23 protein-coding genes and 1 tRNA gene are annotated in these 23,979 nt (G+C 63.6%); 9 read left to right on the top strand and 15 right to left on the bottom strand.

Features of this window, described 5'->3' with window-relative positions; all coding sequences use genetic code 11:
- The first annotated feature begins 58 nt into the window (after positions 1 to 58).
- Both mutY and NX05_RS08770 read left to right on the top strand, forming a co-directional pair.
- Positions 59 to 1,132: an A/G-specific adenine glycosylase gene (mutY, locus tag NX05_RS08765; protein ID WP_039432842.1), complete on the top strand. Its 1,074-nt coding sequence runs from the start codon at positions 59 to 61 to the stop codon at positions 1,130 to 1,132.
- Between the two features lie 24 nt (positions 1,133 to 1,156).
- Positions 1,157 to 1,435: an oxidative damage protection protein gene (locus tag NX05_RS08770; RefSeq protein WP_010363477.1), complete on the top strand. Its 279-nt coding sequence runs from the start codon at positions 1,157 to 1,159 to the stop codon at positions 1,433 to 1,435.
- Between the two features lie 439 nt (positions 1,436 to 1,874).
- Here NX05_RS08770 and NX05_RS08775 read toward each other — a convergent pair whose 3' ends face one another.
- Positions 1,875 to 3,500: a hybrid sensor histidine kinase/response regulator gene (locus NX05_RS08775; RefSeq protein WP_039432831.1), complete on the bottom strand. Its 1,626-nt coding sequence runs from the start codon at positions 3,498 to 3,500 to the stop codon at positions 1,875 to 1,877.
- Between the two features lie 424 nt (positions 3,501 to 3,924).
- On the opposite strand from NX05_RS08775, the gene NX05_RS08785 reads away from it, so the two are divergent.
- Positions 3,925 to 4,599 carry a class I SAM-dependent methyltransferase gene (locus NX05_RS08785; protein WP_039432827.1) on the top strand — a complete coding sequence of 225 codons (675 nt, stop codon included), beginning with the start codon at positions 3,925 to 3,927 and terminating at the stop codon, positions 4,597 to 4,599.
- 16 nt (positions 4,600 to 4,615) lie between these two features.
- Here NX05_RS08785 and NX05_RS08790 read toward each other — a convergent pair whose 3' ends face one another.
- Positions 4,616 to 5,197, bottom strand: a complete 582-nt coding sequence (locus NX05_RS08790) for a hypothetical protein (protein ID WP_039433034.1) — start codon at positions 5,195 to 5,197, stop codon at positions 4,616 to 4,618.
- 374 nt (positions 5,198 to 5,571) lie between these two features.
- On the opposite strand from NX05_RS08790, the gene NX05_RS08795 reads away from it, so the two are divergent.
- The gene (locus NX05_RS08795) at positions 5,572 to 5,772 is read left to right on the top strand and encodes a KGG domain-containing protein (RefSeq protein ID WP_010363489.1); all 201 of its coding nucleotides are present in this window, start codon (positions 5,572 to 5,574) and stop codon (positions 5,770 to 5,772) included.
- Positions 5,773 to 6,096: 324 nt separating this feature from the next.
- Here NX05_RS08795 and NX05_RS08800 read toward each other — a convergent pair whose 3' ends face one another.
- Together NX05_RS08800 and NX05_RS08810 are read right to left on the bottom strand one after the other, a co-directional pair.
- Complete coding sequence (locus tag NX05_RS08800; protein ID WP_039433032.1) at positions 6,097 to 6,372, bottom strand: hypothetical protein; 276 nt, start codon at positions 6,370 to 6,372, stop codon at positions 6,097 to 6,099.
- A gap of 464 nt (positions 6,373 to 6,836) precedes the next feature.
- A tRNA-Phe gene (locus NX05_RS08810) sits at positions 6,837 to 6,912 on the bottom strand.
- 181 nt (positions 6,913 to 7,093) lie between these two features.
- Between NX05_RS08810 and NX05_RS08815 the strand changes: the two genes are divergently transcribed.
- From NX05_RS08815 to dxs, 5 genes are all read left to right on the top strand, one after another.
- The gene (locus NX05_RS08815) at positions 7,094 to 7,630 is read left to right on the top strand and encodes a lipocalin family protein (protein ID WP_039432824.1); all 537 of its coding nucleotides are present in this window, start codon (positions 7,094 to 7,096) and stop codon (positions 7,628 to 7,630) included.
- A gap of 115 nt (positions 7,631 to 7,745) precedes the next feature.
- A complete protein-coding gene (locus NX05_RS08820; protein ID WP_010363493.1) occupies positions 7,746 to 8,222 on the top strand; it encodes an LEA/WHy family protein in 477 nt (158 codons plus the stop codon).
- 37 nt (positions 8,223 to 8,259) lie between these two features.
- Positions 8,260 to 10,053, top strand: a complete 1,794-nt coding sequence (locus NX05_RS08825; protein WP_039432822.1) for an acyl-CoA dehydrogenase C-terminal domain-containing protein — start codon at positions 8,260 to 8,262, stop codon at positions 10,051 to 10,053.
- Between the two features lie 208 nt (positions 10,054 to 10,261).
- A complete protein-coding gene (locus NX05_RS08830) occupies positions 10,262 to 10,918 on the top strand; it encodes an HNH endonuclease (protein WP_017112196.1) in 657 nt (218 codons plus the stop codon).
- Between the two features lie 421 nt (positions 10,919 to 11,339).
- Positions 11,340 to 13,256, top strand: coding sequence for a 1-deoxy-D-xylulose-5-phosphate synthase (dxs, locus tag NX05_RS08835; protein ID WP_039433031.1), 1,917 nt, complete (start codon positions 11,340 to 11,342; stop codon positions 13,254 to 13,256).
- Positions 13,257 to 13,290: 34 nt separating this feature from the next.
- On the opposite strand, the gene NX05_RS08840 is transcribed toward dxs, so the two are convergent.
- The 11 genes from NX05_RS08840 to NX05_RS08890 all read right to left on the bottom strand — a co-directional run bounded on the left by NX05_RS08840 (position 13,291) and on the right by NX05_RS08890 (position 23,965).
- On the bottom strand, positions 13,291 to 14,547 hold the full coding sequence (locus NX05_RS08840) for a glycosyltransferase (RefSeq protein WP_039432819.1): 1,257 nt from the start codon (positions 14,545 to 14,547) through the stop codon (positions 13,291 to 13,293).
- Entirely contained in the window at positions 14,537 to 15,136 is a 600-nt protein-coding gene (locus tag NX05_RS08845) for a hypothetical protein (RefSeq protein ID WP_039432816.1), read from the bottom strand. The genes NX05_RS08840 and NX05_RS08845 overlap by 11 nt, the downstream gene beginning before the upstream one ends.
- On the bottom strand, positions 15,126 to 16,280 hold the full coding sequence (locus NX05_RS08850) for a glycosyltransferase (RefSeq protein WP_039432814.1): 1,155 nt from the start codon (positions 16,278 to 16,280) through the stop codon (positions 15,126 to 15,128). The genes NX05_RS08845 and NX05_RS08850 overlap by 11 nt, the downstream gene beginning before the upstream one ends.
- Positions 16,271 to 17,230 carry an NAD-dependent epimerase/dehydratase family protein gene (locus NX05_RS08855; protein WP_039432813.1) on the bottom strand — a complete coding sequence of 320 codons (960 nt, stop codon included), beginning with the start codon at positions 17,228 to 17,230 and terminating at the stop codon, positions 16,271 to 16,273. Before NX05_RS08855 ends, NX05_RS08850 begins: the two co-directional genes overlap by 10 nt.
- Positions 17,227 to 18,075: an MBL fold metallo-hydrolase gene (locus NX05_RS08860; protein ID WP_010363513.1), complete on the bottom strand. Its 849-nt coding sequence runs from the start codon at positions 18,073 to 18,075 to the stop codon at positions 17,227 to 17,229. The genes NX05_RS08855 and NX05_RS08860 overlap by 4 nt, the downstream gene beginning before the upstream one ends.
- Complete coding sequence (locus tag NX05_RS08865) at positions 18,075 to 19,106, bottom strand: 3-oxoacyl-[acyl-carrier-protein] synthase III C-terminal domain-containing protein (RefSeq protein WP_039432812.1); 1,032 nt, start codon at positions 19,104 to 19,106, stop codon at positions 18,075 to 18,077. The genes NX05_RS08860 and NX05_RS08865 overlap by 1 nt, the downstream gene beginning before the upstream one ends.
- A gap of 427 nt (positions 19,107 to 19,533) precedes the next feature.
- Positions 19,534 to 20,550 (bottom strand): TraB/GumN family protein, encoded by a 1,017-nt coding sequence (locus NX05_RS08870; protein WP_039432810.1) that lies wholly within the window; start codon positions 20,548 to 20,550, stop codon positions 19,534 to 19,536.
- Positions 20,551 to 20,639: 89 nt separating this feature from the next.
- The gene (locus NX05_RS08875; protein ID WP_039432809.1) at positions 20,640 to 21,101 is read right to left on the bottom strand and encodes a cupin domain-containing protein; all 462 of its coding nucleotides are present in this window, start codon (positions 21,099 to 21,101) and stop codon (positions 20,640 to 20,642) included.
- Between the two features lie 34 nt (positions 21,102 to 21,135).
- Positions 21,136 to 21,930: a WecB/TagA/CpsF family glycosyltransferase gene (locus tag NX05_RS08880; protein WP_017112201.1), complete on the bottom strand. Its 795-nt coding sequence runs from the start codon at positions 21,928 to 21,930 to the stop codon at positions 21,136 to 21,138.
- Positions 21,931 to 21,934: 4 nt separating this feature from the next.
- A complete protein-coding gene (locus NX05_RS08885; RefSeq protein WP_039432806.1) occupies positions 21,935 to 22,729 on the bottom strand; it encodes a polysaccharide pyruvyl transferase family protein in 795 nt (264 codons plus the stop codon).
- A gap of 39 nt (positions 22,730 to 22,768) precedes the next feature.
- Positions 22,769 to 23,965, bottom strand: a complete 1,197-nt coding sequence (locus tag NX05_RS08890; protein ID WP_039432803.1) for a GumK N-terminal domain-containing glycosyltransferase — start codon at positions 23,963 to 23,965, stop codon at positions 22,769 to 22,771.
- Between the last annotated feature and the right edge of the window lie 14 nt (positions 23,966 to 23,979).

Below are 23,979 nucleotides of genomic sequence, written 5' to 3' on the forward strand. Positions count from 1 at the left end.
ACCCGCGCAACACCTCCAACCTGCGTCCCGCAGCCACGCCCCAACGCCACCAGAGCTCATGTCAGCCAACCGCACCACACCGTCCGCTGACGCCTTCGTCGACCGTCTGCTGCACTGGTTCGACGGCCACGGCCGTCACGATCTGCCCTGGCAGCACCCGCGCGCGCCGTATCGGGTGTGGCTGTCGGAAATCATGCTGCAACAGACCCAGGTTGCCGTAGTCATTCCATACTTCAACAAGTTCGTGGCGCGCTTCCCTGCGCTGGCGGATCTGGCGGCAGCCGACAACGACACCGTGATGGCGCACTGGGCCGGGCTGGGCTACTACGCCCGCGCACGCAATCTGCATGCCGCTGCCACACAATGTGTCACCCTGCATGGTGGCGAATTGCCACGCAACTTCGATGCATTGCTCGCGCTGCCAGGCATCGGACGCAGCACTGCGGGCGCCATCCTGAGCCAGGCCTGGAATGATCCCTTTGCCATCATGGACGGCAACGTCAAACGCGTGCTCACGCGCTTCCACGGCATCGCCGGCTATCCCGGCCTGCCGGTGATCGAAAAACAGCTATGGCAACTGGCCACCACGCATGTCGCGCACGTCCCGGCTGGCCGCTTGGCCGACTACACCCAGGCGCAAATGGATTTTGGCGCCACCCTGTGCACGCGCGCCAAACCCGCATGCGTGTTGTGCCCACTGCAGAACGATTGCAGCGCACGCCGCGATGGCCTGGTCGAAGCACTGCCTACGCCCAAACCTGGCAAGCAGTTGCCCGAACGCGAAGCCATCGCACTGCTGCTGCAGAATGCCCAGGGCCACATCTTGCTGCAGCGTCGCCCGCCGACCGGCATCTGGGCCTCGCTATGGACGCTGCCGCAGGCCGAGACCGATAGCGGCATGCGCGCCTGGTTCGCCGCGCATATCGACGGCGACTACGAGCGTGCCGACGAGATGTCGTTGATCGTGCACACCTTCAGCCATTACCGCCTGCATCTGCAGCCCTTGCGCCTGCGTAAGGTCGCGCTGCGTGCCACGGTACGCGACAATGACGATCTACGCTGGGTGGCGCCTGCCGATCTCGCATCGCTGGGCCTGCCGGCGCCGATCCGCAAGTTGCTCGACGCGTTATAAGCGCGTCTCCCATAAGGAATCCGCATGTCCCGTACCGTGTTCTGCCAATACCAGCAAAGCGATGCCGAAGGGCTGGATTTCGTGCCGTATCCAGGCGAACTCGGCCAGCGCATCTTTGCGCAGATCGGCAAGACCGCCTGGCAAGCGTGGCTGGCACATCAGACCATGCTGATCAACGAAAACCGGCTGTCGCCACGCGACCCCAAACACCGCGCGTTTCTCGAAGCCGAGCTGCAGAAGTTTCTGTTCGAGCGCAATGCCGACAAGCCCGAGGGGTATGTGGCACCGCTTGGCGAGGAGTAGGTTGAGGTCCGGGATTCGGGATTGGGGAGTTGAGATTTGCACCTATAGCTTGCGGCCCGGACGCTTTTTGCGCATGAGGAGCTAACCAGCAGTTCCTGCAACCCGTCGCGCGGATGACCTGCCATGGTCAGACCGTCGAACGCCGTATTGGAGTCATCGTCGGCGCACGATGGCCCGCTTGGCTTTGATTGCTTTGATTGCTTTGGTGGCTTTGCCAACGCGCCGGGCATTGGTATGTGATCCATCGGACGGCGAATACGCGGCGGCCTCCACTGCCTGGCGCATCGGGGGCCGCTGACGATGTCGCCGCGATCACATCCTTCACTGTCTATTGCTGATGCATACGCAGAGTTGGCGGACTGAAACAATCTAAAAATCCAACACCAGTCGCCATGCGATGCCGCCTGCAGCAGCGGCATCGCAGTCTTATCCCAACGTCTCAGCCCACACCCGTCGGCCCATCCAGCAGCATGCGGATGCGCTTGAGCAATTCCTTCTGCGTGTAGGGCTTGTTGACCACATCGAACTCGGCGCCGCCCACATCGGTGCGCTGGATACTGGCGTCGGCATAGCCGGTGGTGAGCAGGATCTTGATCTTCGGCAACATGCGGCGTGCTTCACGGGCGAGCATCACACCGTTCATGCCGCCGGGCATGATCAGGTCGGTGAACAGCGCATCCACCTCCGGGTTCTTTTCCAATACCTCGACCGCCTCGCGTCCGCTCGACGCCGACAAGATGCGATAACCGGCATTTTCCAGAAACATCCGCGCCACCACCGCCACGTCCTGCTTGTCTTCCACCACCAGGATGGTTTCGCTGCCGCCCTTGTCGATCGAGCGGCTTTTGGCTGCCTGCAAGTCGTTTTCGAATTCGCTGGATGCGGGGAAATACAGCCGCACCGTGGTGCCCTCGCCCACCTCGCTATAGATGCGCACGGTACCGCCAGACTGCTTGACGAAGCCGTACACCATGGACAAACCCAGGCCGGTGCCCTGCCCTTCGTCCTTGGTAGTAAAGAACGGCTCCATCACCCGGCTGACCACTTCCGGCGGCATGCCCGAGCCGGTGTCGCTCACCGCAATGCTGACATAACGGCCGGGCGCCAACTGGTGATACATCGCCAGATCGTGACTGGTGACCTCCACGTTCTGGGTCTGCACGGTCACTTCCTTGCGCTCGGCATGCGCCATCGCGTCGCGTGCGTTGATCAACACGTTCAACAGCGCCACTTCTGCCTGGGTGGTGTCGATCTGGCAATTCCACAGCCCGTCTTCCAGCGACTGGCGCAAGGTAATGCCGCCGCCCAGCGCGCGCTCGGCCATATTGTTCATGCCAGCGACCAACCCGTTGAGGTTGACCACCCGACCGCGCAATTTTTGCTTGCGCGAAAACGCCAGCAATTGCTGGGTCAATGTCGCCGCTTTTGCAGCGGCCGCCGCCGCATGTTCGGCACTGAAGGCGATGCGCTCGGCTTTGTTGCCGCCGCCGGCGCTGGCCATCATCTGAATCACTTCCAGATGTCCGGACATCACCTGCAGCAAATTATTGAAATCGTGCGCAATGCCGCCGGTGAGCTGGCCCAGCGCTTCCATTTTCTGCGCTTGACGCAACGCATCTTCGGCATCGCGGCGTCTGCTCACATCCAGCTGCGAACCGAAGAAATACACCAGGTTGCCCTTGTCATCGAACACCGGCGAGACGAACAAGGCATTCCAGAACGACGAGCCATCCTTGCGGTAATTGAGAACCTCGGTGGCGAATTCGCTGCGGGTTTCGATGGATTCGCGCAGATCGCTGATACTGGCCGGGTCGGTCTCCGGCCCCTGCAGGAAGCGGCAGTTGTTGCCGATGACTTCATCGGCCGAATAGCCGGTCATCTCCAGGAACGCGCGGTTGGCGAACACGATGGGGTTATCCGGAAGATGCGGGTCGGTCACCGTCATCGGCATACGCGTGGTTTCCACCGCGGCAAAAAAGATGTCCGAGCGATGCTTCTCGACAGGCAGGCTGCGAGATTCGCTGAGGTGAGGCGCCCGTAGCTCGCCGTGACCGGGATCGTTCAAGTGATGTTCTCCGCAGGGCCATTCCCGTAGCCACAGTCTAGTTGGGTCCGGTGATGCGATTCGTCACATCCATGAGCCTTTCCCGTACGGGAGCGCTCGCTAGTCCAACCCAAATTGGCTGCTAGGACATCGTTCGCTGCTGACTGCGCCGGCCAGGCCGCGTCAGATGCATGTGCGCTTGCCCAACATCGGCGCCACAGGTGCGGATCCCCTCTGAGCTGCAGGCCCGCAGCGTCGCGCCATCGCCCTGAAATGCGTGCTGAAAGCCACGCGCGCGCTGCGTGCGCAAGCGTGCATGCACCTGGTTTTGCCGTAGCATGCGCGGGCAGTACGCAGCTCTTGCGCTTGACGGTCGGTTCCGGCTGAGCCAGCGCGCGTTCTTTTCACGCCAGCGCCTGTCGTCTGGCGACAATGCGATGTCACCATGCCGGGCTACCAAACCCAGATCCACGAGCTGACTTTCGGGCAGCTGACCTACGTCATCCGGGCGCTGGCCGACAAACAGCAATACGCCGACCCTGACGAGACAGCCGCCAAAGCCGGCATCTCATCCGCGCAATGGAGCCTGTTCGGCCAAGTCTGGCCCGCTGGCCAGCTGTTGGCTGAGGCCATGGCCACGCGCCCGATCGAGGGCAAGCGCATTCTTGAGCTTGGCTGCGGCCTGGGCCTGGCGAGCCTGGTGTTGCGCAGACGCGGCGCCGATGTGGTGGCCAGCGACCACCACCCGTTGGCAGAAGTGTTCCTGGCCTACAACGCTGCGCTCAATGCGCTGGAATCGGTGCCGTATCGCCGTCTCGACTGGGACGCCGGCGCGCCGAACATGGGCCAGTTCGACATGATCATCGCCAGCGACGTGCTCTATGAAACACGCCACGCCACCATGCTGGCCAAGTTGATCCCAGCGCTGGCCAAACCGTCCTGCGAGATCGTCATCAGCGACCCCGGCCGCGGTAACGCCAACGCGCTATCGCGCATGCTGGCCGACATCGGCTTCTCGTTGACCGCCGGCGAACGCCAGGCCTCGGCGCAGGTGGCCAAGGCACCGCGCCTGTTCGTCTACCGGCGCAACATGGACAACTGGTGGCCGGCAGGCAGCTGATCGCGCAGCGGCGTCATCATGGCGCAGGCGTGTACGCAGACAGCAGTACCGGCTTGCGCGGATCGGCGGCGATTTCCTTGTGCTCACTCAGCCGCAGCGCATCGACATCGGGCGTGTCCCGGGTGTTCATTTCCCATGCTTCGATCACACGCTTGTGGAACACGAACGCGCGGCGGCTGCGGTCGTAGCGAAAGGTGATGTAGTCGGTCCAGTGCTGGCCGCATGCCACGCCATTTTGCACGGTGAAATAGGCACCCTTCGCGACTAGGCCTTGGTCGCCATCCGAAAAAGGATCGCACTGACCGCCCTCGTCGGCCTTGAAGATCACCTGCGTATTCCGCCCGGCTTCGACAAAGCCGCCATCTGCATTGGCGACCAACACCAGCAAGGTGCGTGCAGGTGCAGCGCGCCCGCTGGACCGCAGCGCATCAGATGTACTTTCGTCAGCTGCGCGCAACGCAACCACGTAATCCTGCCGACCATCGCCTGTTAGATCTGCGCTGGCGATACTCATCACCGACTGCCCGGCAGGCAGTAATTTGGCGGCGCCCGCAGGCAACGTGGTGGCGTCAGCTGGCATAGCCACGGCTGCCGCAATGGCCATCGCTGTTGCCCACCTACCGCATTGTGTCGTCATCACCATGTCCTGTTCTGCGTTGAGCCTGCCAGCATAGCCAGCCTTACTGCAGCGGTGCGACGGCATGCGCCTGCAACGTGCAGGGCCGTGTCATCGCACCACCGCCGCGTGCCCTGCAGCACACACGCTTGGATGCATCCACATACTGTCGAGCGTTTGCAGCATTCCTTCGCGGCAACACGTTTTTTGACGGTGAAGACCGATCGTCAAGCCCGCTTGCCGGCTCACACGTGGCTGCCGAAATGCCCACGTCCGATTGATGCGTCCACGGCGATGCTGGCCTCGCACCACGGCGTCCAATGGTGCATTCCCCAACAAACAAAACGAGATCTGCAATGGCAAATCAAAACGACAACAAGAGTGGCACCAGCAACCGCGGCTTTGCTTCGATGGACGAAGACAAGCAGCGCGAAATCGCCTCCAAGGGCGGCAAGGCAGCTCACGAAAGCGGCAACGCCCACGAGTTCAGCTCGGAAGAAGCCCGCGAAGCCGGCAAGAAAGGCGGCCAGGCAAGCGGTGGCGGCAACAACCGCTGAGCAGCGCAACGCTGCAACTACCACAGCGCTTCCGGGAGCTTCCACTCTTCCGGAAGCGCTTTTTAAACGCCACACGAAAACTGAAGGCCGCGCCCGGCAACGTCGTGCATGATGACAACAGGACGTGTGCAAGCGTCTGGAAACACATCCGCGCAAGCGATTGTCGCTGAGGCCACGCACAAGAGTGCATCCGGCATCTCGCCCAGTGCAGCGCATGCAATGCATGCGTAGGTCGCCATAAATTGCGAGGCGGCCGACGCTCGCGCCGTCATCTTCCACTGCCATTTAGCTACGTCATTGCAGCAGCGTAAAGCTAGCGAGTCGTCAGCTGCGTTTCAGCTCGCAGCTGCGGTATTCCTTGGGGTTCAGAAACTCAGCTAAACAGGAGCCCACGCGCAGCGCCTGCTCGCGTGCATCGCCGCGGTATTCGCCCTGCCCCGCACCCTCGATCGTGGCGACGGGTGCGGCGCGGTCTCGGTGGTAGACGAACGCGGTCGAGAGCCACTGTGTCGCGCCAGGCGCCTGGCTTTCCAGGGTCTCCACGCGAAATTCACCGCAGTAGCCGTGGATCAAGGTGCGTCGGAGTGTCTTGTGCGTCATGCGCGCAGTATCGCCACGTGCATTTGAAGACTGCGTGGAAATCGATTGCATCGCCTAAACGAGTATGCGCACCCAGACACCTAGGCATGCCTGATGCCCCCAATCACGCGCCAGTTAGCGGCTGCGCGATGGGTGAGTCACCTCATGGGCACGGAACATTACGCGTAGCTGATCGTTGCGCTGGGCGGTCGCTGTTTCTTGGGCCGTGATGATGACGCCGGCTACGCGAACTTCAAGTACTCGTACGTTACGGTCTTGAAAGACGGTCACCCTTACGTGCTTGGCGGCCACGGCAGCGGTGACCATCAGCTCCGACAACCGCTTTGTCGCCGGAACACCAGGCGATAGACGCATTCAGGCCAGCGAGTTTCGCAACTTGTGCAACATCGGATTGAATCAGTTGAAGGCGTTGGGATCGGCAGCGCGCAGAAGTGGCGAAATGCCTGCGCTGCACTACTTCGATATGGTGGCCGAGGACGGAATCGAACCGCCGACACGGGGATTTTCAATCCCCTGCTCTACCAACTGAGCTACTCGGCCACTTACCTGCAACACGGTGCCTGCGTTGCGAGGACGCGCACTATAGCGAGCAGGCGCAGTTTGGGCAAGCGCTCTGACCACGTTTGTTGCCTGCGGCTGTCGGCGCCGGCGTTTCTTGCACCGGTTCACGCCGCGCGGCCGGGTGCATGGCCTAGCCTGCACGCGTCCACCGGAGATTGTCATGCGCCTGCCCCGCCTGCTGTTGTCGTTCGTCGCCCTGCTGCCGCTGACAGCGTTTGCGCAACAGTCGGTGCGTGCGGTGCCGCAACTGGACATCTCGCGCTACGCCGGCCAGTGGCACGAGATTGCGCACCTGCCAGTGTCGTTCCAGAAGAAATGCCGCAGCGACATCACCGCCAGCTATACATTGCGCGACGATGGCTTGATCGGCGTGCGTAACGGCTGCCGCACCGCCGATGGCAGCCTGACCCAAGCCGACGGCGTGGCGCGCCCGGTCCAGGGCCAGCCCGGGCAGTTGCAGGTGCGCTTCGCCCCGGAATGGCTGGGCTGGTTGCCGCTGGTGTGGGCCGACTACTGGGTGATCGCGCTCGACCCGGATTACCAATGGGCGGTGGTCGGCGAGCCGGATCGCAAGTACCTGTGGATCCTGTCGCGCTCGCCACAGATGCAGCGCACACAGTTCGAACGGCTCAAGGCGCAGGCCACCAAAATGGGCTACGACCTGTCGCCGTTGATCGTGGCCGCGCCGTTGTTGTGAGGCTCGCCCGCGCCCCAGCCCGCTGCGCCGCCACCGACGCCGCGCGCGCTCAGTAGCAGCGACCGTACTGCGTAGTATTCTTGGCGCCGCCTCATTCCGCCAAGGACCCGAGTACATGCGTCGTGCCTATCGCCTTCTTCTTGTGTCGCTGGCCTGCGGGCTGCTGCTGAGCGCCTGCAGCGGCGCGGTGCGCCGGGTGTCCGAGCCGGCTGCCAGCATCCAGCAACTGACCGTGCGTGCCGACGGCTCCTGGTCGGTCGACCTGCGCCTGCAGAACTACAGCAGCATCCCGATGCAGTTTGAACGCGTGGCGCTGGAAATCTCTGCCGGCGATCAGTTGGCCGGCAAGCTCGATCAGACCGTCGGCATGTCGATCGGCCCGGAAACCGCCGACGTGGTCACCGTCACCGTCCAACCCACCTCGCTGGGCCGCATCACCGTGGCCGATGTGTTGGCTGGCGGCCGCTCGTTTCCGTACATGCTCAAGGGCACCGTCTGGGCGACCCCGCAAGACAAGAAGCAGCGCGATTTCACTGTGGAATCGCGCAACACGCTCAGCCCGGCCCCCGGCCTCAACGGCGTGCTGCGCTGACGCGCACGCCTTCCCGCACCCGCTTCAAGTATCCCGCATGAGCAGCTATACCGCCCCGCTGACCGATTTCCGCTTCGCCCTGCACGATGTGCTCGGCGCGCAAGCCTTGTTCGCCCGGCTCGGCTATGCCGATGCCAGCACCGACATCATCGATGCCGTGCTCGAAGAAGCTGGCCGCTTCACCTCGCAGGTGCTGGCGCCGCTCAACAGCGTGGGCGACGAGATCGGCTGCGCATTCGACAAGAGCACCCATGCAGTCACCACCCCGCCTGGCTTCCGCGCTGCCTACGAGCAGTTCGTGGAAGGCGGCTGGAACGGGCTCACCGCCGAGCCGCAATTCGGCGGCCAGGGCATGCCGCACACACTGGGCGTGCCGCTGAGCGAGATGATCAATGCCGCCAATCTGGCCTGGGGCAACTTCCCGCTGCTCTCGCATGGCGCGATGGAAGCGCTGCGTCAGCACGGTGAAGCCTGGCAGCAGGACGTCTTCCTCAAGCCGCTGATCGACGGCCGCTGGACCGGCACCATGTGCCTGACCGAACCGCATTGCGGCACCGACCTGGGCCTGCTCAAGACCCGCGCCGAACCCAATGCCGATGGCAGCTATGCCATCACCGGCACCAATATCTTCATCACCGCCGGCGAGCACGACCTCACCGACAACATCGTGCACCTGGTGCTGGCCAAGCTGCCGGACGCACCGGCCGGCGCCAAGGGCATCTCGTTGTTCGTCACTCCCAAGTTCAAGGTGGACCGCGACGGCACCGTGGGCGAACGCAACGCGCTGCATTGCGGCTCCGTCGAGCACAAGATGGGCATCAAGGGTTCGGTGACCTGCGTGATGAATTTCGAGGGTGCGCAAGGCTATCTGGTGGGTCAGCCGCACAAGGGCCTGCAGGCCATGTTTACGATGATGAATACCGCACGCCTGGGCGTGGGCTTGCAAGGCATCGGGCTATCTGAGCGCGCCTATCAGAATGCGCTGCGCTACAGCCGCGAACGCCTGCAGTCGCGCGCACTCAGCGGCGCCAAGTTCCCGGACAAGCCGGCCGACCCGATCATCGTGCACCCGGACGTGCGCCGCATGCTGCTGACCATCAAGTCGCTGACCGAAGGCAGCCGCCTGCTGGCGCTGCACGCGGCCAGCCTAGTGGACGTGGCTCACCGCGGCGGAACCGAACAAGAACGCACCGATGCCGAGACGCTGGTGAGCTTCCTCACCCCGATCTCCAAGGCCTGCCAGACCGAGTGGTCGATCGAGAACACCTACCACGCGCTGCAGTGCTTCGGCGGCCACGGCTACATCCGCGAATACGGCATGGAGCAATTGGCCCGCGATGCGCGCATCACCACCATCTACGAAGGCACCACCAGCATCCAGGCGCTGGACCTGATCGGCCGCAAGACCGCCGCCAGCCAGGCCGCCGGGCTGAAGCTGTTCCTGGCCGATGTGGAAACCTTCGCCAAGGCACAGGACGGCAACGCGGCGCTGGCCGAGTTCATCAAGCCGCTGCGCGACAAGTGCAGCGAGTGGGCGATGCTGACCCGCGATGTGCTCGACCGCGCCGCGCGCAACCCGGACGAACTCGGCGCTGCGAGCTACGACTACTTGTTTTATTCGGGCTATGTAGTGCTGGCGTACTGGTGGGCACGCAGCGTGGCCGCGGCCGATGCGTCGGCGCATGGCGAGGACTTCAAGCGTGCCAAGCGCGAGACCGCACGCTTCTACTTCGCCCGCATCCTGCCGCGCACGCTGACGCATGCAGCCACCATCCGCAGCGGCGCCGCACCGTTGATGACGCTGGAAGCGGAATTGTTCGGCGAAGGCTGAGGCTCTCTGCGACCCACGAACCTTGTAGGAGCGCAAGCGCGCTTCTGACAGCATGCGAGGCGCGTCATGCGAGGCGATGGGCCGGATCGATGCCGGCCATGTGAGGACGCCCTCTTAAGCTACACCTTACCTGAGCACACACGCTTCAGCGCCGTCCGTTCGCTGCGATACACAAACTGTCAACGATCGGGTATAAGCTGTTCTTCCGATGGAGACAGACACGCACATTCGTGATGTGATCGTCCCCGGAGGCAGCTCTGCCCCGGACGCGGGCAGCGCTGTCACTGCGATCCAACGACTCCCCACGCTTCGCCTACTGTCTCTCGATGCGCACGGCCGCGTGCTGGACTGGATCAACTGGCAAGACGCTGCCTGCCTGTACGCCCGCGATGCGGTGTCGTGGACGCTGGGCGAGCCCTGCATGCAGATCCACGGTGGCATCTCGCGCCTGACTGGCGAGCGCAGCACGCTGGAATTGCACCCCATCATCGCCGCACGCGGGCATGCCCGTTCGCGCGCGCTGGACCCGACCCCCACCCTCAGCAACACCGCGCTGTTCGCACGCGATTCGCAGTTGTGCATGTACTGCGGCCAGCATTTCAGCCGCCCGCACCTGACCCGCGATCATGTCATGCCGGTTTCCAAGGGCGGCCGCGACAGTTGGGAAAACGTGGTGACCGCCTGCTTCCAATGCAACTCGCGCAAGGCCAACCGCACTCCGCAGCAGGCGCATATGCCGCTGCTGGCGGTGCCGTACCGGCCGAGCTGGATCGAGCATCTGATCCTGTCCAATCGCAACATCCTGTCCGATCAGATGGCGTTCCTGCGTGCGCAGCTGCCCAAGCGCTCCAAGCTGTCGCTGTAGGCCGGCGCGTTCCGCGTCGCGGCGCGTGGCTGCTCAGCGGCCTGCGTAAGCTTCCAATGAGCGTCAACACATCCACGGGGGTGGAGCTGCTGTTGCGCCATTAGCGGGAGCCTTGGCGCCCTCACCACGCACCGCGTATTCGACGTGACGCCGGACCCTGCCGCGGCAACACAACGCAAGATCCCTGAAGTCGGCGCCTTTCCGTCCCCCACACATGCACGCGGGCCCCGACTGTCCAAGCAAACACGGCGCATATCGGCACCTCCCCAGGTGCGGCAGTTTGCCGCAGGCACGCGTGAGCGTTACGCGCCTCAGGCGTGACGGCGCGCGCGCGCATCACTTCCCGCTGACAGCTGAACCGGTTTGCTTGCCGGGCCTTCGCATGGGGAGGACAATACGCCTTCAGAATATTGACACGATGATGATCGACACCACCCGCTATCCGTGCCTGTCCTGCATCCAGACTCCCGACGATCTGCGCCGCTTCGATGAAGCCGAGCTCACCGCGATCGCTGAAGAACTGCGTTCCTACCTGATCGAATCGGTGGGCAAGAGCGGCGGACACTTCGCAGCCGGCCTGGGCGTGATCGAACTCACCGTGGCCCTGCACTACCTGTATCAGACCCCGGTCGATCAGCTGGTGTGGGATGTCGGGCATCAGACCTACCCGCACAAGATCCTCACCGGCCGGCGCGACCAGATCCACACGGTCAAGCAAAAGGACGGCCTGGCACCGTTTCCCAAGCGCGAAGAGAGCATCTACGACACCTTCGGTGTGGGCCATTCGTCGACCTCGATCTCGGCCGCGCTCGGCATGGCCATCGCCGCGCAGCGCAATGGCGACGACCGCAAGGTGGTCGCGGTGATCGGCGACGGCGCGATGACGGCCGGCATGGTCTACGAGGCGCTCAACCACGCCGGTGGCATGGACCCGGAACCGAACCTGCTGGTGATCCTCAACGACAACCGCATGTCGATCTCCGAAGCGGTGGGCGGGCTGACCAAGATGCTGGGCCGCGCCAGCGGTAGCCGCACGCTCAATGCCATCCGCGAAGGCGGCAAGAAGATCCTCGGCGACAAGAAGAACAACCCCACTGCGCGCTTCGTGCGGCGCTGGGAAGAACATTGGAAAGGCATGTTCGTGCCGTCCACCTTGTTCGAGGAAATGGGCTTCCATTACACCGGTCCGATCGATGGCCACGACCTGCCCAGCCTGGTCGGCGCGCTGAAGACCCTGCAAACGCTCAAGGGCCCACAGCTGCTGCATGTCATCACCACCAAGGGCAAGGGTTACGAGTTGGCCGAAGGCGACCAGATCGGTTACCACGCGGTCGGTCCGTTCGATCCGAGCAAGGGCCTGGTGGCCAAGGCCGGCGTCAAGAAGCCGACCTATACCGATGTGTTCAGCGACTGGGTCTGCGACATGGCCGCCGCCGAACCCAAGCTGCTGGTGATCACCCCGGCAATGCGCGAAGGCTCGGGCCTGGTGCGTTTCAGCAAGGAATATCCGCAGCGCTATTTCGATGTGGCGATTGCCGAGCAGCATGCGGTGACGCTGGCCGCCGGCATGGCGACCCAGGGCGCCAAACCAGTCGTGGCGATCTATTCCACCTTCCTGCAGCGCGGTTACGACCAACTGGTGCACGACGTGGCGGTACAGCAGCTGGATGTGCTGTTTGCGATCGATCGCGGCGGCGTGGTCGGCCCGGATGGCGCCACCCATGCCGGCAATCTGGACCTGAGCTTCCTGCGCTGCGTGCCGCACATGGTGGTGATGGCGCCGGCGGACGAGGCCGAATGCCGTCAGATGCTGAGCACTGGCGTGCAGTACCAAGGCCCGGCTGCGGTGCGCTACCCGCGCGGCACAGGCCCGGGCGCAGCATTGGACAGCTCGCTTGCCACCCTGCCGATTGGCAAGGCGCAGCTGCGCCACAGCGGCACCCGCATCGCCCTGCTCGGCTTCGGCGCGACGGTGGATGCGGCCGAGGCAGTGGGCCGCGCGCTGGGCCTGACTGTCGTCAACATGCGCTTCGTCAAACCGCTCGATAAGGCAATGCTGCTGGAGCTCGCAAAAACCCACGACGGCTTCGTCACCATCGAAGACAACGTGGTTGCCGGCGGCGCCGGTTCTGGCGTGTCGGAGCTGCTCAATGCCGAAGCCATTACCTTGCCGATGCTGCACCTGGGCCTGCCGGACAGCTTCCAGCATCACGCCAGCCGCGAAGATCTGCTTGCGGAAGCCGGCATCGATCAAGCAGGCATTCGCGCCGCCGTGCTCAAGCGCTGGCCGCAGCTGATGACCAGCAAGACGCCTGCGTTGAATGCTGCGGCGGGCTGAGAACGCTTGACGGACTTCGTCGCGCGGTGCCGCTTTATCTCGGCGGCACCGCGCCAGTGCGTGCAAACTCATCCACCAACTGCACGATGCGCGCTTGCGACTGGATTGTCTGTAGCTCTGCCTGCAGGTGACGCACGCCGGGTGGCACCTCATCGGCGCTGAGCGCCTCGCGCAACAGCGCAGGCAAGCCATCCAGATCGCGCAACCACCAGGCAGCACCTGCCACCTGCAGGCGCGCAGCGTGGTCGAACTGGTCGTAATCAAGCGGGTAGACGATCGCCGGCAATCCTGCGGCCAGGCAGGCATACAGAATGCCGGCACCGCCGTGGTGAATGACTAGCGCGTAGCGCTGCAAGTGCTGCGCGTAATCCACGTACGGCAGCCGTTGGTAATTGCCCTGCCCTGGCTGCAGCGGCGCTGCGGTGTCGCCATCGCTGAAATGAAAGATCACCTCGGGGAATTGCGGCGCCAGCGCACGCAACACGCTATCCAGACGCTGCTTCACCCATTGCAGATGGGTACCCAGCGTCACCAGCACATGCCGGCGACCGTCAACAAAGCTGGGTGCCGTCACCGCGGTGGTCGGCGTGCACAGTTGCGGACCGACGAAGCGCACTGCAGCAGGCCAACGCTGCGCCAGCTCGAACGATGGCACGCCCAAGGCCAGGATGCAGTGCGGCGAATACACTGCCTCGCTGCGATCGCGGCGATAGATTGCCGGCAACCCGCAGGCGCGCATCTTGCGCCGATAGCAGAGGTGCAAGGTCTGTTTGAAGCCGCGCGTGAGCCGGCGCGCCACTGCATGCCAGATCCGCTGCAATTGCGTGGTGGCAGGCAGCAATCCACCGAAGTACGCGGGCGGCCCGTCAGTGGTTTCGATCACGCACGGCGACGGCATGCTGGTCCACCACGCGATGCCCAGCGTCTGTGCGGCCAGTCCTGCACTGGGCAAGGTGAAATCGACGATCACCAGATCCGGCCGCCGCGCGCGCCAGCGCTGATGTAGCGCTTGGCCGAGCTGCGCCATCAGCCCGAGTGCGCTGTGCAACTGCCGACGCAGACGCAAGGGATTGTGGCCCACGGCGTGCGGCGGGTTGGCGATGGCGAGCAGCATGCGATCGGCGTGCGCATCCAGCACGCTGTCAGCGGTGAGCCCGCACGCACGGATGCGCGCCTGCGCGGCCGGCGTGCTGATGATGCGCACGTCATGCTGCGCGGCGAGTTGTTGCGCAATCGCCAGGATGGGATGCAGATGGCCGCTGTACGGCGGTGCGATGAGATCAATGCGCATGCGTTGTGTTCCATCGCGTCCGTTCGAGTTGGGCGAGAAAGCGCTGGCACTCGGCAAGCACCTCGGCGTTGCGCAGGTACGCCATATGTCCGCATGCAGGCCTTAGATCGATGTGCCCATCGAACAGCGCACGCGAGATCCAATCGCTACGCCCTTGCACCACCCGCAGCTCGCCAAACGCTGCAGGCGCACGACACACTGGGCCGTACGCAAACACGGCCAGACGTGCGCGCAACGCATCCGGCAACTGCAATGCGGTCAACAACTGCAGCCCGCAGCTACCCGCCAGCAGCAACGTCATCGGCGCCTGCTCGAGCAACGCGTGCACGCGCGGGCGATCGGCATGGGTAACGCGGGCGTTGCGGGCGGCAAGATATTGCCGCGCATTGGCTATGCTGCCCCGCCACAGCGGTATCCGCCGGTGCGGCGCGCTGTTGCGGTGGTACGGATAATTACAATCCACCAGCTGCCGGCCTGTGCCCTGCAGCTGCTCCAGCAACGCCACCTGTTCCGCACTCAAGGCGCAGCTTGCCGGATCGCTCTGTCCGGTGAGGAAGGCGATCTGCAGCGGGCCTGGCTCACTCCGCACGGAAACACCCGTTGGACAACACGCGATAACGCCGCGTGCGCCAGCGAATCGTGCGCACCAACGCTGCGTGCAGCAGATGCAGCGGCTGCAGACATTCGACAATGATCGAAAGCAACACGCGATGGCGCACTGCGCCGGAAACGCGCCATTGCACACCGCAGAGCAGCAGCACGCGCAGCAGCAAAACGATCAACACCGAGAGTGCAGCCGGCCAGCTGTGCTGCATGCAAGCGCACATCAGCATGGTCAGCAGTAGCACCGGCGGCAGCCCCTGTAATACGCCGATGGCGCTACGCACGCCCAGCCGCTGACGGCGCAGCAGGATCGATGCGAACAGCATCCAACGATGCATCTGCCGCACATACGCAGGCAAATCCGGTATCGCGGTGCGCATCGCGACCGGCGCGATGGATTGCCAGAGTCGTCCACCCCGTTCGCGCACCAGGGTGGCGAATGCCAGATCGTCGGTCAGCTGCGTTAGCAACGAAGAAAAACCACCCCAGCTGCGCAGCTGCTCGGTACGCACTGCGTAGCACATGCCGTTGATGGTCAACGGCGCTGCGAACAGTAGCCAGCCAAGATAGGTCAGCGCGGCATTGTTGTTGACGAACTGCGCCAACAGGCGGCCCGCCACCGTGTCGCTGTCGCAGTAATACGGAAGCGCGGTGACCACATCGGCATGGGTCAGGTCCAGCAACAGCTGCGACAGCGCGCGGCCGCTGAGGTGCGCATCGTCGTCGAGAATCAGGCTGACGCGCGCAGTGATGTGCGGCAATGCGTAATCGAGTTTCCACGCTTTGGGATTGATGCCGGCAGGCGCCGGGGGCACCTGCACGCGCGCGATACGCACCTGCGGATGCTGCGCGATCACTGCATCAGCCGCGGCGTTTCCCGGGATGTCGTCGGCGTCCAACAACCAAATGAACTGCGCCTGCGGCAATGCCTGCACATTGGCCATGAGCACCTCTTGCAGATGCGCGTCGCCACCCAGAATGGGCTGCAGAATCGCAACGTCTGCCGGCCCTGCAACGGCAGTGCGCGCTGGCCTAATGCGTTCACCCCGCATGACCCACACCACCGCCGTTGTTTTGACCAGCAGCACGGCCAGATACAGCGCTGCCAGGGTCGGGACGATCAGGTCCATTGTGCTGCCTGCCAGCGCACGAAGGCCTCCGCGCCTTCGTCCAGACTGACACTGGGCGGGCCGAGATCGGCAAGCGTGCGGCGTGGATCAAAGGTCTTGGAATAGGCGAACACGCCGACCCCAAAACGCGTAATCGGCGGTTCGCCACGCAGACGCAGCACGCGATAGACCGCTTCCACCACGCTGGCCATGCGCAGCGCGGTGCCGATGCGTACCTCGCGCTGCGGCAACGGCAGCTGCAGGCGCGTCAGCACATCCAGCAATAGCTGCTGCAGATCCACCGGCTGTGCATTGGTGAGGTTGTAGGCCGGCTGCAACTGCGGCGCGGTGGCCGCGCGGTAGAGGTAATCGCACAGCGCATCGATATAGATCAGGTCGCCGATCACCGGTTGGGTCTGGCCGACGAAACGTGGCAACGCGCCCTTGCGCGCAGCGGCGATCACCCGCGGAAACAGCACCGTGTCGCCGGGCCCGAACACGGCACGCGGACGCAACACGCTCTTTTCGCCGGGATAGTCATTGAGCAATGTTTCGCCAAAATATTTGGTTTCTGCGTAGGTATTAACGAACCCTGGGCCGATCGGGCTGTCTTCATCCAGATCGTATTGATGCGCTTCGCGATAGAACACCGAACTGGACGAGACATACAGCAGGCGCGGGCAGCCGTTGCGCTTGCAGAAGTCGATGACATTGGCAGTGGCTTGCACGTTGTGCAGTTGAAACTGCGCACGCGTGCCCCACGGCGATGCCAGTGCAGCCGCATGAATCACCACATCCGGCTGCCAATCCAGCGAAAACGGTTGGCTCAGATCGATACGGTGGTAGTTGGGCAACGCGCTGGGGCGGCGGCCGATGCCGTGCATCTCGACACCCGGCTGCCCCTGGAAACGCTGCAGGAACGCACCACCAACAAAGCCGGACGCGCCGGTCACAAGAATGCGCAGGCTCATCGCCACTCCGGTTGGTAACGGTCAAGACTGGGTTGGCAATGCGACGGCAGGATTGCCAGCTCCGGATGCGCCTGCGACAAGGCGTGCAAGTGATGCACGGTGCGCTGGAATGCTTGCCAGTCATGCATCAGCAAACGCGTGGGCCACGCTGGCCATTGCAGCGTTGTCCAGGTGGCCGACGACCACACTGCGTCCGCACACAGCAACACCCCGCGGTCGTGCTGGTCGCGTACCAATAGCCCCATTTGGCCGGGCACGTGCCCCGGTAGCGGTACCGCGAGCACGCTGCCGTCTGCGAACAGATCGTAGGCAGGGCCGAGCGCCTGCCAGGCACCGGTCAATGCACGCTGCGATGTTTGTTCGGCAAACTGCAGCCGTTGATCGAAGTCGTCGGGTAGCAATTGCGGTAGCAAGGCGCGACGCAATCCACCCACGCGTGAACAGCTGCGCAACTGCTGGTAATCGGCACGCAGGCAGATAAAGCGCGCATGCGGCAGATCGCGCAGACCGCCCACATGGTCGGCATGGAAGTGGGAAATCAGGCACCAGGCAATGTCATCCAGCGCCACGCCGCGTTTGGCCAACTGCGCGCCCAGGGTTTCGTGGGTGGGCAAGGTCACTGGTGTGGTCCAGCGGTACAGACGCTCCGGCCACGCATCGGTGGCGCGAAAAAAATGCGTGGCGTAGCCGGTGTCGTACAACAGCGCGCCACGCTGCGGATGTCGGATCAACACGCTCAATGCGGGGAATTCCACTGCATGCCAGTGGCCATCGGCACGCACCATGCGTTCGCAATGGCGACAGTGGCCGACGCGCAGCAGCTCGAGCGAGACGCGCACGAGCATCAGTAGCGCAACACCATGCCGCCGATGGCGAGCCCGGCGCCGGTGCCGAGTAGCGCGACCAGATCGCCGCGCTGCAGGCCCAGTTCGACGCATGCATGATGCAGCGCATGCGGCAACGAAGCGGCGACCTGGTTGCCCGTGCGTTGCAGGATGCGCACCACCTGATCGGGGCGCAGTTGCAGTGCCTGCACGACATGATCCAGGCCTCCGCCGGAGGCCTGATGCGGGACCAGGCAACGCAAGGCTGCAGGGGTGGTACCGGCCTCGCGCAACAGCTGTTCCCAAAACGCCGGCAAATGCCGCGCGGCGAAGCGGTAGGCGCCGCGCCCGTCCATGCAGAACACGCGTGAGGCATCGGGGGTGCTGTCTTCGCCGTGCGGATAACGCGTGCCGCCGCCGCGAATACGGCACAGCTCCGCGCCACTGCCGTAACTGGACAGCCGGCTGGAAAGCAGCGCCGAGCCCTGCCCTGCGTCGCTGCGTCCAACAAACACTGCCGCTGCGCCATCGCCGAACAGGCCGGCCGTGGCCGGGGTCGCCGCATCCAGCCCGGCCGATGCGACCTCGCTGGAGACGATCAGCACGCGCTTGTAGCGTCCCAGCGCAAGCGCATTGGCTGCCATATCCAGTGCCACCAGAAAACTCAAGCATGTGGCATTGACGTCGAATGCGGGAATGCCCGAATCGCCGAGGCCGAGCGCGCGTTGGATCAACACCGCCTGGCACGGGATCGGCTGCTCCATGACGCTGCAGGCGGAGATCAGGCAATCGATTTGACTGGCATCGAGACCGGCGCTGGCCAAGGCCTGTTGCGCGGCGGCTGCACCCATCGACGATGCGGTCTCGCCCTTGCCCACGTAATGGCGGGTTTCCACGCCCAGACGTGCGAACGTGGTCCCCGCCGGCAACTGCCAGCGGGCGTCCAACTGGCGCGAGGTGACTTCCGTCGCCGGAACATGGCACCCGGTGCCCAGAATGCGCAGCGGCAATGCGTTCAACGCGGAGCTCTCAAGACACAAGGCGCGCAGCATACCGTGGCGGCATCGGCAGGACTAACCTCGAAGGGGATAGCCGATGCAGCACTGCGATGGTTGGCGCGCACGTCTTGCATGGCCTGCCATTGAGGGCAGCGGCAGACGCTAGCTGACGGTCAGCCTCTTCGCTGCCAGACAGGCGATATCCGTGACCTCACGCAGGAAGGCACCAGAGGCTGCAGGGAGCGGCAGGCGGCTTCGCATCTGCGTCGCAGCTGCTAGTGCCGCTATCCGGACATGCAGTACGTCGGACCTTGAGCAGGACGCCCCTGTCTCCAGACGCTTAGCCACACGACGTGTACCAGGCCACGCCGATACGGGCGCCGCGCACAAGCACGACAACCGCATGACAGAACGACCGACCCGTGCCTGTGCTTGCCTCTACGGAAACAGCATGGCACGCAGCGAGCCTCACCAAACCGGCTTAGGGCGCTTCCACCTCATAGCCCAGCGCCTGCAGGCGCGCCAGATAGCCATCTGGGGCGGTCAGCCGGCTAATCGGCAGCACCGCGAAGGTGCTGCGATTACGTCGTAAGGCAGCGGCGGCGATGCTCAGCCAATGCTCGCGCATGCGCCGTTCCAGATCGTCGATGCCGCGCTTCTTCGCGGCACCAGAGCTGGCCATCGCCCCCATGCAGGCGGCCTGCGGGTCTTCGCGCGGAAGCTGACGCAAGGCTTCGATATCCCCCACCGACCAGGCATTGGCACGCTCCACCATCGTGGGAAGATCGCGTTCCACCGTCACCAAGATGCTGCGGAAGCATGCGGTATCGTCCATGCCACCGGCACGGAATTCCTTGAGCGCCTGGCGCGGGTCCGCGATCTTGTAGTCCAGCGCCGTGGGCGTCGGCTTGATGCCTGCGCGCTTGGCGGCACGCTCCACGACCGACCAGATCACCGGCGAGCGGGCCAGGCCCGAGCGCTTCAGCGCCGCCTGATACAACTCGCCGGCTGCCAGCATCGGGCGCTTGCGCTCGACACCGCGGTCGCCGCCGATGTAGCGGGCCTTGGCCACGCTCCAGCGCGTATATAGATCGGCTGGCAGCACCTCGCGCAGTTCGCGGCCATGCTCGTTCTTCACTGCCTTCATTGCCAATGGCAACAACGTCAGCCTGCCGAAGAACCCCATGCCGACATCGAGCTCGATGGTCGGCGCCATCAATACCTGTTGGGATTGGCCGATGATGGTTTCCACTTCAGTCGATTGCCACTGCAGCCGCTTAGGCAATGGTGACAAGGTGCCCAGTATCCACAACACATGGTCGCCCTTGCTGACCTTCCACAAGCCCGGTCCGGGCTGCACGCCGCGCACGACCATGGCCTCCAGATCCACCACCGGCGGAGGCGGTGGCACAGTCTTCGGTGGCGCAGTCTTGCCGGCGGTCGCCAACAGCGACACCAGCATCAAGCCCACTCCCCATCCCGCTACCTTGCGTTGCATTGCGTGTCGCCCCCTATTTGAGGCGGACAGTACGCGAAGCCGGCAGCGGCCGCGTTAGGGAAGCGTTCGGCCGTCCTCGTCCTCGGTGTTTAGCGTGGAAGCAGCGTGTCCAGGTGCGTCGCCAGCGGCGAGGCCGCGTCGAGCAGCGCGAAACCTTCCCACACGAAGCCCGGCGATACCGTGCAGCCCACCAGGCTGAAGTCGCCGAGCGAACGCGCCGCCTGCCAGCAACCAGCGGGCACCACATGCATCGGTTCACCGCGCTCGGCGGCATCCACAATCACGCGCTGCAATTGCGCGCTGGAGGGGTCGTAGATCAGCAGTTCCAGCGCATCGCCCTGCTGCCAATGCCAGGTCTCTTCGGCATCCACACGGTGCCACGCACTGCATTCGCCTGCGCTCAGCAAAAAGCGGATGGCGGTCAACGCCGGGCGGGTTTGGCCGTTGTCGATGACATGGCGTGCGGAAGCATAGACGCGGCGATAGTGCCCGCCTTCGGGATGCGGGGCGAGGTCCAGCGCGTGGATCAGGGCGGCCGCGGTCGGATGCATGCGTGCATGCTAGGCCAGAGGCGCCACCACTGCATCAGGGCAGCTGTTTGCCCGCGCGCAAACAGGTGCGGAAGAACACCAGCAGATCCCAGCTATAGCGCTTGAGCAAACGGCGGGGCTCGTTAAGCAGCCGATACATCCATTCCATATGCAGGCGCCGCACCCACTCGGGCGCACGCTTGGCGGTACCCGACAAGAAGTCGAGCAACGCGCCCACACCGAAGACCAGCGGAACGCTCAGCGCCTGGCTGTGATCCAGGATCCAGCGCTCTTGCAGTGGATTGCCGAACGCCACCAGCAACACATCGGCACCGGAGCGATTGATCCGCTCGGCTAGACCCTCGCCCGCCGCAGCGAATTCGCCGTAGCCGTCGCACATGCCGACCACCTGCTGCCCCAACGTCCCGGTCAGCGTGGCTGCAGCGGTCTTGCCGACGCCCGGACGACCGCCCAGCAGAAAGAACTTGAGCGGCTGTGCACTCTCACGGCACAGATACGGAATCAGGTCGGTGCCATTGAGGTTACCGGCGAAGCGACGGCCATGGATCAGCCGCGCGGCCAGATCCATGCCGATCCCATCGTTGACGATGCGCACGCTGGGCTCGCGCATGCGCATCCGCAGTGCCTGGCACTGCACGATGAAATTGGTATTGGCGAAGAACACCCGACGCGGCTGACGGGCTGCCAGCGCATGGAACAGATCCAGCGCGAACGCTTCCTGCGTGGTGGACAACACCGGAAAGCCACCCAGCGGAATCACCACACCGGGCGGCGTGGTCCCGTTGGCGATTCCCGTTGTTTCCATGTCCACACGCTGGCCCTGCATCATCGAATCACCCAAGGTCGTAAGGGAATGCAGCCAACAGCCCGGCCTGCAGTTTTTCCAAATCGAAATCGCCGTTGCCACCCAACTGCAGACACTCTTCCACGCTGTTACCCGAATGCCACTGCATACGTCCGGTGCCGTTGTAGTAGTCGTCGTACTTGAAGCGATCTTCGCCGTTGCCCCAATCCAGATACACCGCGAGGATTCCATAGGCTTCGGCAAGAATCAGGCCGTGCAACGAACTGCTGATCACCAATTCGGCGCCAAGCAATGCGCTCATGAAGGTTGCTGGCTTGACGTTCGGGAACACCAAGTGGTCTTTGTACGCGCTGTATTTTTCGACCGGCTCGTTGAAGTGAGGAACGATGGCGAACGGCCGCTTGTTGATCGCGCCAAGCGCATCGGCCGGGAAGAACATCGGCGTCAGCAGCCCGGGATCGCCATACACTTCCGGCACCGCGATGCCGCGATCGAGCAGAAACTTGCGCGTCTTCGGCCCGCGCACTGCACGCACGTCGAGCGTACTGAAGGTGTTGCGTTCGGCAGGAATCTTGCCGTTGATGCCACTGCCCCAGACAGTGTCACCGTCTTTGGCGAAATGCAGCACCGAACCGATCGCAATCAGCTTCTTGCTCAGATCCTGCTTCTCGATCAGCGTCTTGTCCTGCAAGGACAGCACGCAGGAGACGATCACCTTGGACAGGTGATCTCCCATATTCACGCCAGCGTTCTTGGGCTGCCACCAGAACAGTGCACGACGTTCTGCATGTTCTATCCATTTCTGCAGCAAGGCGTTGGCCATAAGATATGAATCTCCTAAAAAGAAAAGATGTGCGCCGCATCAATGCGAGAGCGCAGCCTCCGACGAGGCATGCACTACTGCGCTTTGCTGTGGATACAAACGTGTTTCCGGATACGCGCTGGGATTCAGCACGCGATCGGTGGTGTCGGACCAATTCAGGCACTGGCGATAACGTAAGCGCGGTGCTTCCAGGGCGCGGCCAATTGCCGAAATGACAGAATCAGCGTTGCCAGGAGTGTAGCCGAAACGCGATTGATACGGCCCGACCACGGCATTCGGACACACAGCAGGCAAGCCGAAGAAGTCGTACTGCAACAACTTCATCGAACTATCGGCCAGGTACACCGGCACCTGCTCGGACGCGTAGGGCGCAATTCCGAAACGTGCGTGTTTTATGTAGCCAATCGTCTCGGCGTGCTTCATCTCGCCGTAGACCACGACGTTATCGCCATAGCCCGGATGCCGGCCCATGCCCGAGCCGATCACGTGAAACGTCACCTGCGGAAAGGCCTTGCTGGCGACCACGAAGAACTCCGGATCGAACAACATCGAACCGACAGCGATCGCATGAATGCCCTCACCGTACGGTGATGGGTCGCCGAGCTGATCAAGGTTGTGATCCACGCCATGGCCCACGTGATAGACGTTGTCGCGGCTGGCGATTTCGTCTGCCATTGCCGGCGACACCAACGCGATCACATCGAGCGTGGGCGCGACGCGGTCGAACTCGCGTTCGATATAGGACGCAACATTGATCGTGCTCAGTCCATCGGACGCGCGATAGACCAGCTTCGCTCCCGGATTGATGCGTTTTGCCAGTTCGATGAAAGCGACCGCAATGCCGCTTTCGAACACGATCACATCCGACTCGCGCATCCAGTCGAGCAGTTGGCGTGGCGGGTGTGCGGCGTACCAGCGGAACATCGCATCCTCGACCGAACGTAGCCACGGACGGCGCGTATTGAACGGATGCACCGTCGTGCGCCACAGGTAGCACTCGACACCCTTATGCGAGACCACTGTATTTGCCGTCTCGTCAAGCGGCAGCCGCATATCACCCTTCATCCGCGACAACCGGCTGTAACGCAGCGAGAAAAACCGCGTGGTTCCGCGCAGTGCCAGTTGATCGGTGATGAAATGGATATTGGCGCGTCGCGGCGTGCGGTAATCGTGGGCGGACAAGACCAGATAGCAAGGCCGGCGGATGCCGGAAGCGGCGGCGGGTGTGTCGCTCATGGGCCGTGTCCTAT

Source organism: Xanthomonas vasicola, from assembly GCF_000772705.2.
Lineage (GTDB): Bacteria > Pseudomonadota > Gammaproteobacteria > Xanthomonadales > Xanthomonadaceae > Xanthomonas > Xanthomonas vasicola.

Excerpts from the sequence above, each read along its gene's own strand:
- mutY (WP_039432842.1), top strand. The coding sequence starts at position 59 with ATGTCAGCCAACCGCACCACACCGTCCGCTGACGCCTTCGTCGACCGT.
- NX05_RS08770 (WP_010363477.1), top strand. The coding sequence starts at position 1,157 with ATGTCCCGTACCGTGTTCTGCCAATACCAGCAAAGCGATGCCGAAGGG.
- NX05_RS08785 (WP_039432827.1), top strand. The coding sequence starts at position 3,925 with ATGCCGGGCTACCAAACCCAGATCCACGAGCTGACTTTCGGGCAGCTG.
- NX05_RS08795 (WP_010363489.1), top strand. The coding sequence starts at position 5,572 with ATGGCAAATCAAAACGACAACAAGAGTGGCACCAGCAACCGCGGCTTT.
- NX05_RS08800 (WP_039433032.1), bottom strand. The coding sequence starts at position 6,372 with ATGACGCACAAGACACTCCGACGCACCTTGATCCACGGCTACTGCGGT.
- NX05_RS08815 (WP_039432824.1), top strand. The coding sequence starts at position 7,094 with ATGCGCCTGCCCCGCCTGCTGTTGTCGTTCGTCGCCCTGCTGCCGCTG.
- NX05_RS08820 (WP_010363493.1), top strand. The coding sequence starts at position 7,746 with ATGCGTCGTGCCTATCGCCTTCTTCTTGTGTCGCTGGCCTGCGGGCTG.
- NX05_RS08825 (WP_039432822.1), top strand. The coding sequence starts at position 8,260 with ATGAGCAGCTATACCGCCCCGCTGACCGATTTCCGCTTCGCCCTGCAC.
- NX05_RS08830 (WP_017112196.1), top strand. The coding sequence starts at position 10,262 with ATGGAGACAGACACGCACATTCGTGATGTGATCGTCCCCGGAGGCAGC.
- dxs (WP_039433031.1), top strand. The coding sequence starts at position 11,340 with ATGATCGACACCACCCGCTATCCGTGCCTGTCCTGCATCCAGACTCCC.
- NX05_RS08840 (WP_039432819.1), bottom strand. The coding sequence starts at position 14,547 with ATGCGCATTGATCTCATCGCACCGCCGTACAGCGGCCATCTGCATCCC.
- NX05_RS08850 (WP_039432814.1), bottom strand. The coding sequence starts at position 16,280 with ATGGACCTGATCGTCCCGACCCTGGCAGCGCTGTATCTGGCCGTGCTG.
- NX05_RS08855 (WP_039432813.1), bottom strand. The coding sequence starts at position 17,230 with ATGAGCCTGCGCATTCTTGTGACCGGCGCGTCCGGCTTTGTTGGTGGT.
- NX05_RS08860 (WP_010363513.1), bottom strand. The coding sequence starts at position 18,075 with ATGCTCGTGCGCGTCTCGCTCGAGCTGCTGCGCGTCGGCCACTGTCGC.
- NX05_RS08865 (WP_039432812.1), bottom strand. The coding sequence starts at position 19,106 with ATGCTGCGCGCCTTGTGTCTTGAGAGCTCCGCGTTGAACGCATTGCCG.
- NX05_RS08870 (WP_039432810.1), bottom strand. The coding sequence starts at position 20,550 with ATGCAACGCAAGGTAGCGGGATGGGGAGTGGGCTTGATGCTGGTGTCG.
- NX05_RS08875 (WP_039432809.1), bottom strand. The coding sequence starts at position 21,101 with ATGCATCCGACCGCGGCCGCCCTGATCCACGCGCTGGACCTCGCCCCG.
- NX05_RS08880 (WP_017112201.1), bottom strand. The coding sequence starts at position 21,930 with ATGATGCAGGGCCAGCGTGTGGACATGGAAACAACGGGAATCGCCAAC.
- NX05_RS08885 (WP_039432806.1), bottom strand. The coding sequence starts at position 22,729 with ATGGCCAACGCCTTGCTGCAGAAATGGATAGAACATGCAGAACGTCGT.
- NX05_RS08890 (WP_039432803.1), bottom strand. The coding sequence starts at position 23,965 with ATGAGCGACACACCCGCCGCCGCTTCCGGCATCCGCCGGCCTTGCTAT.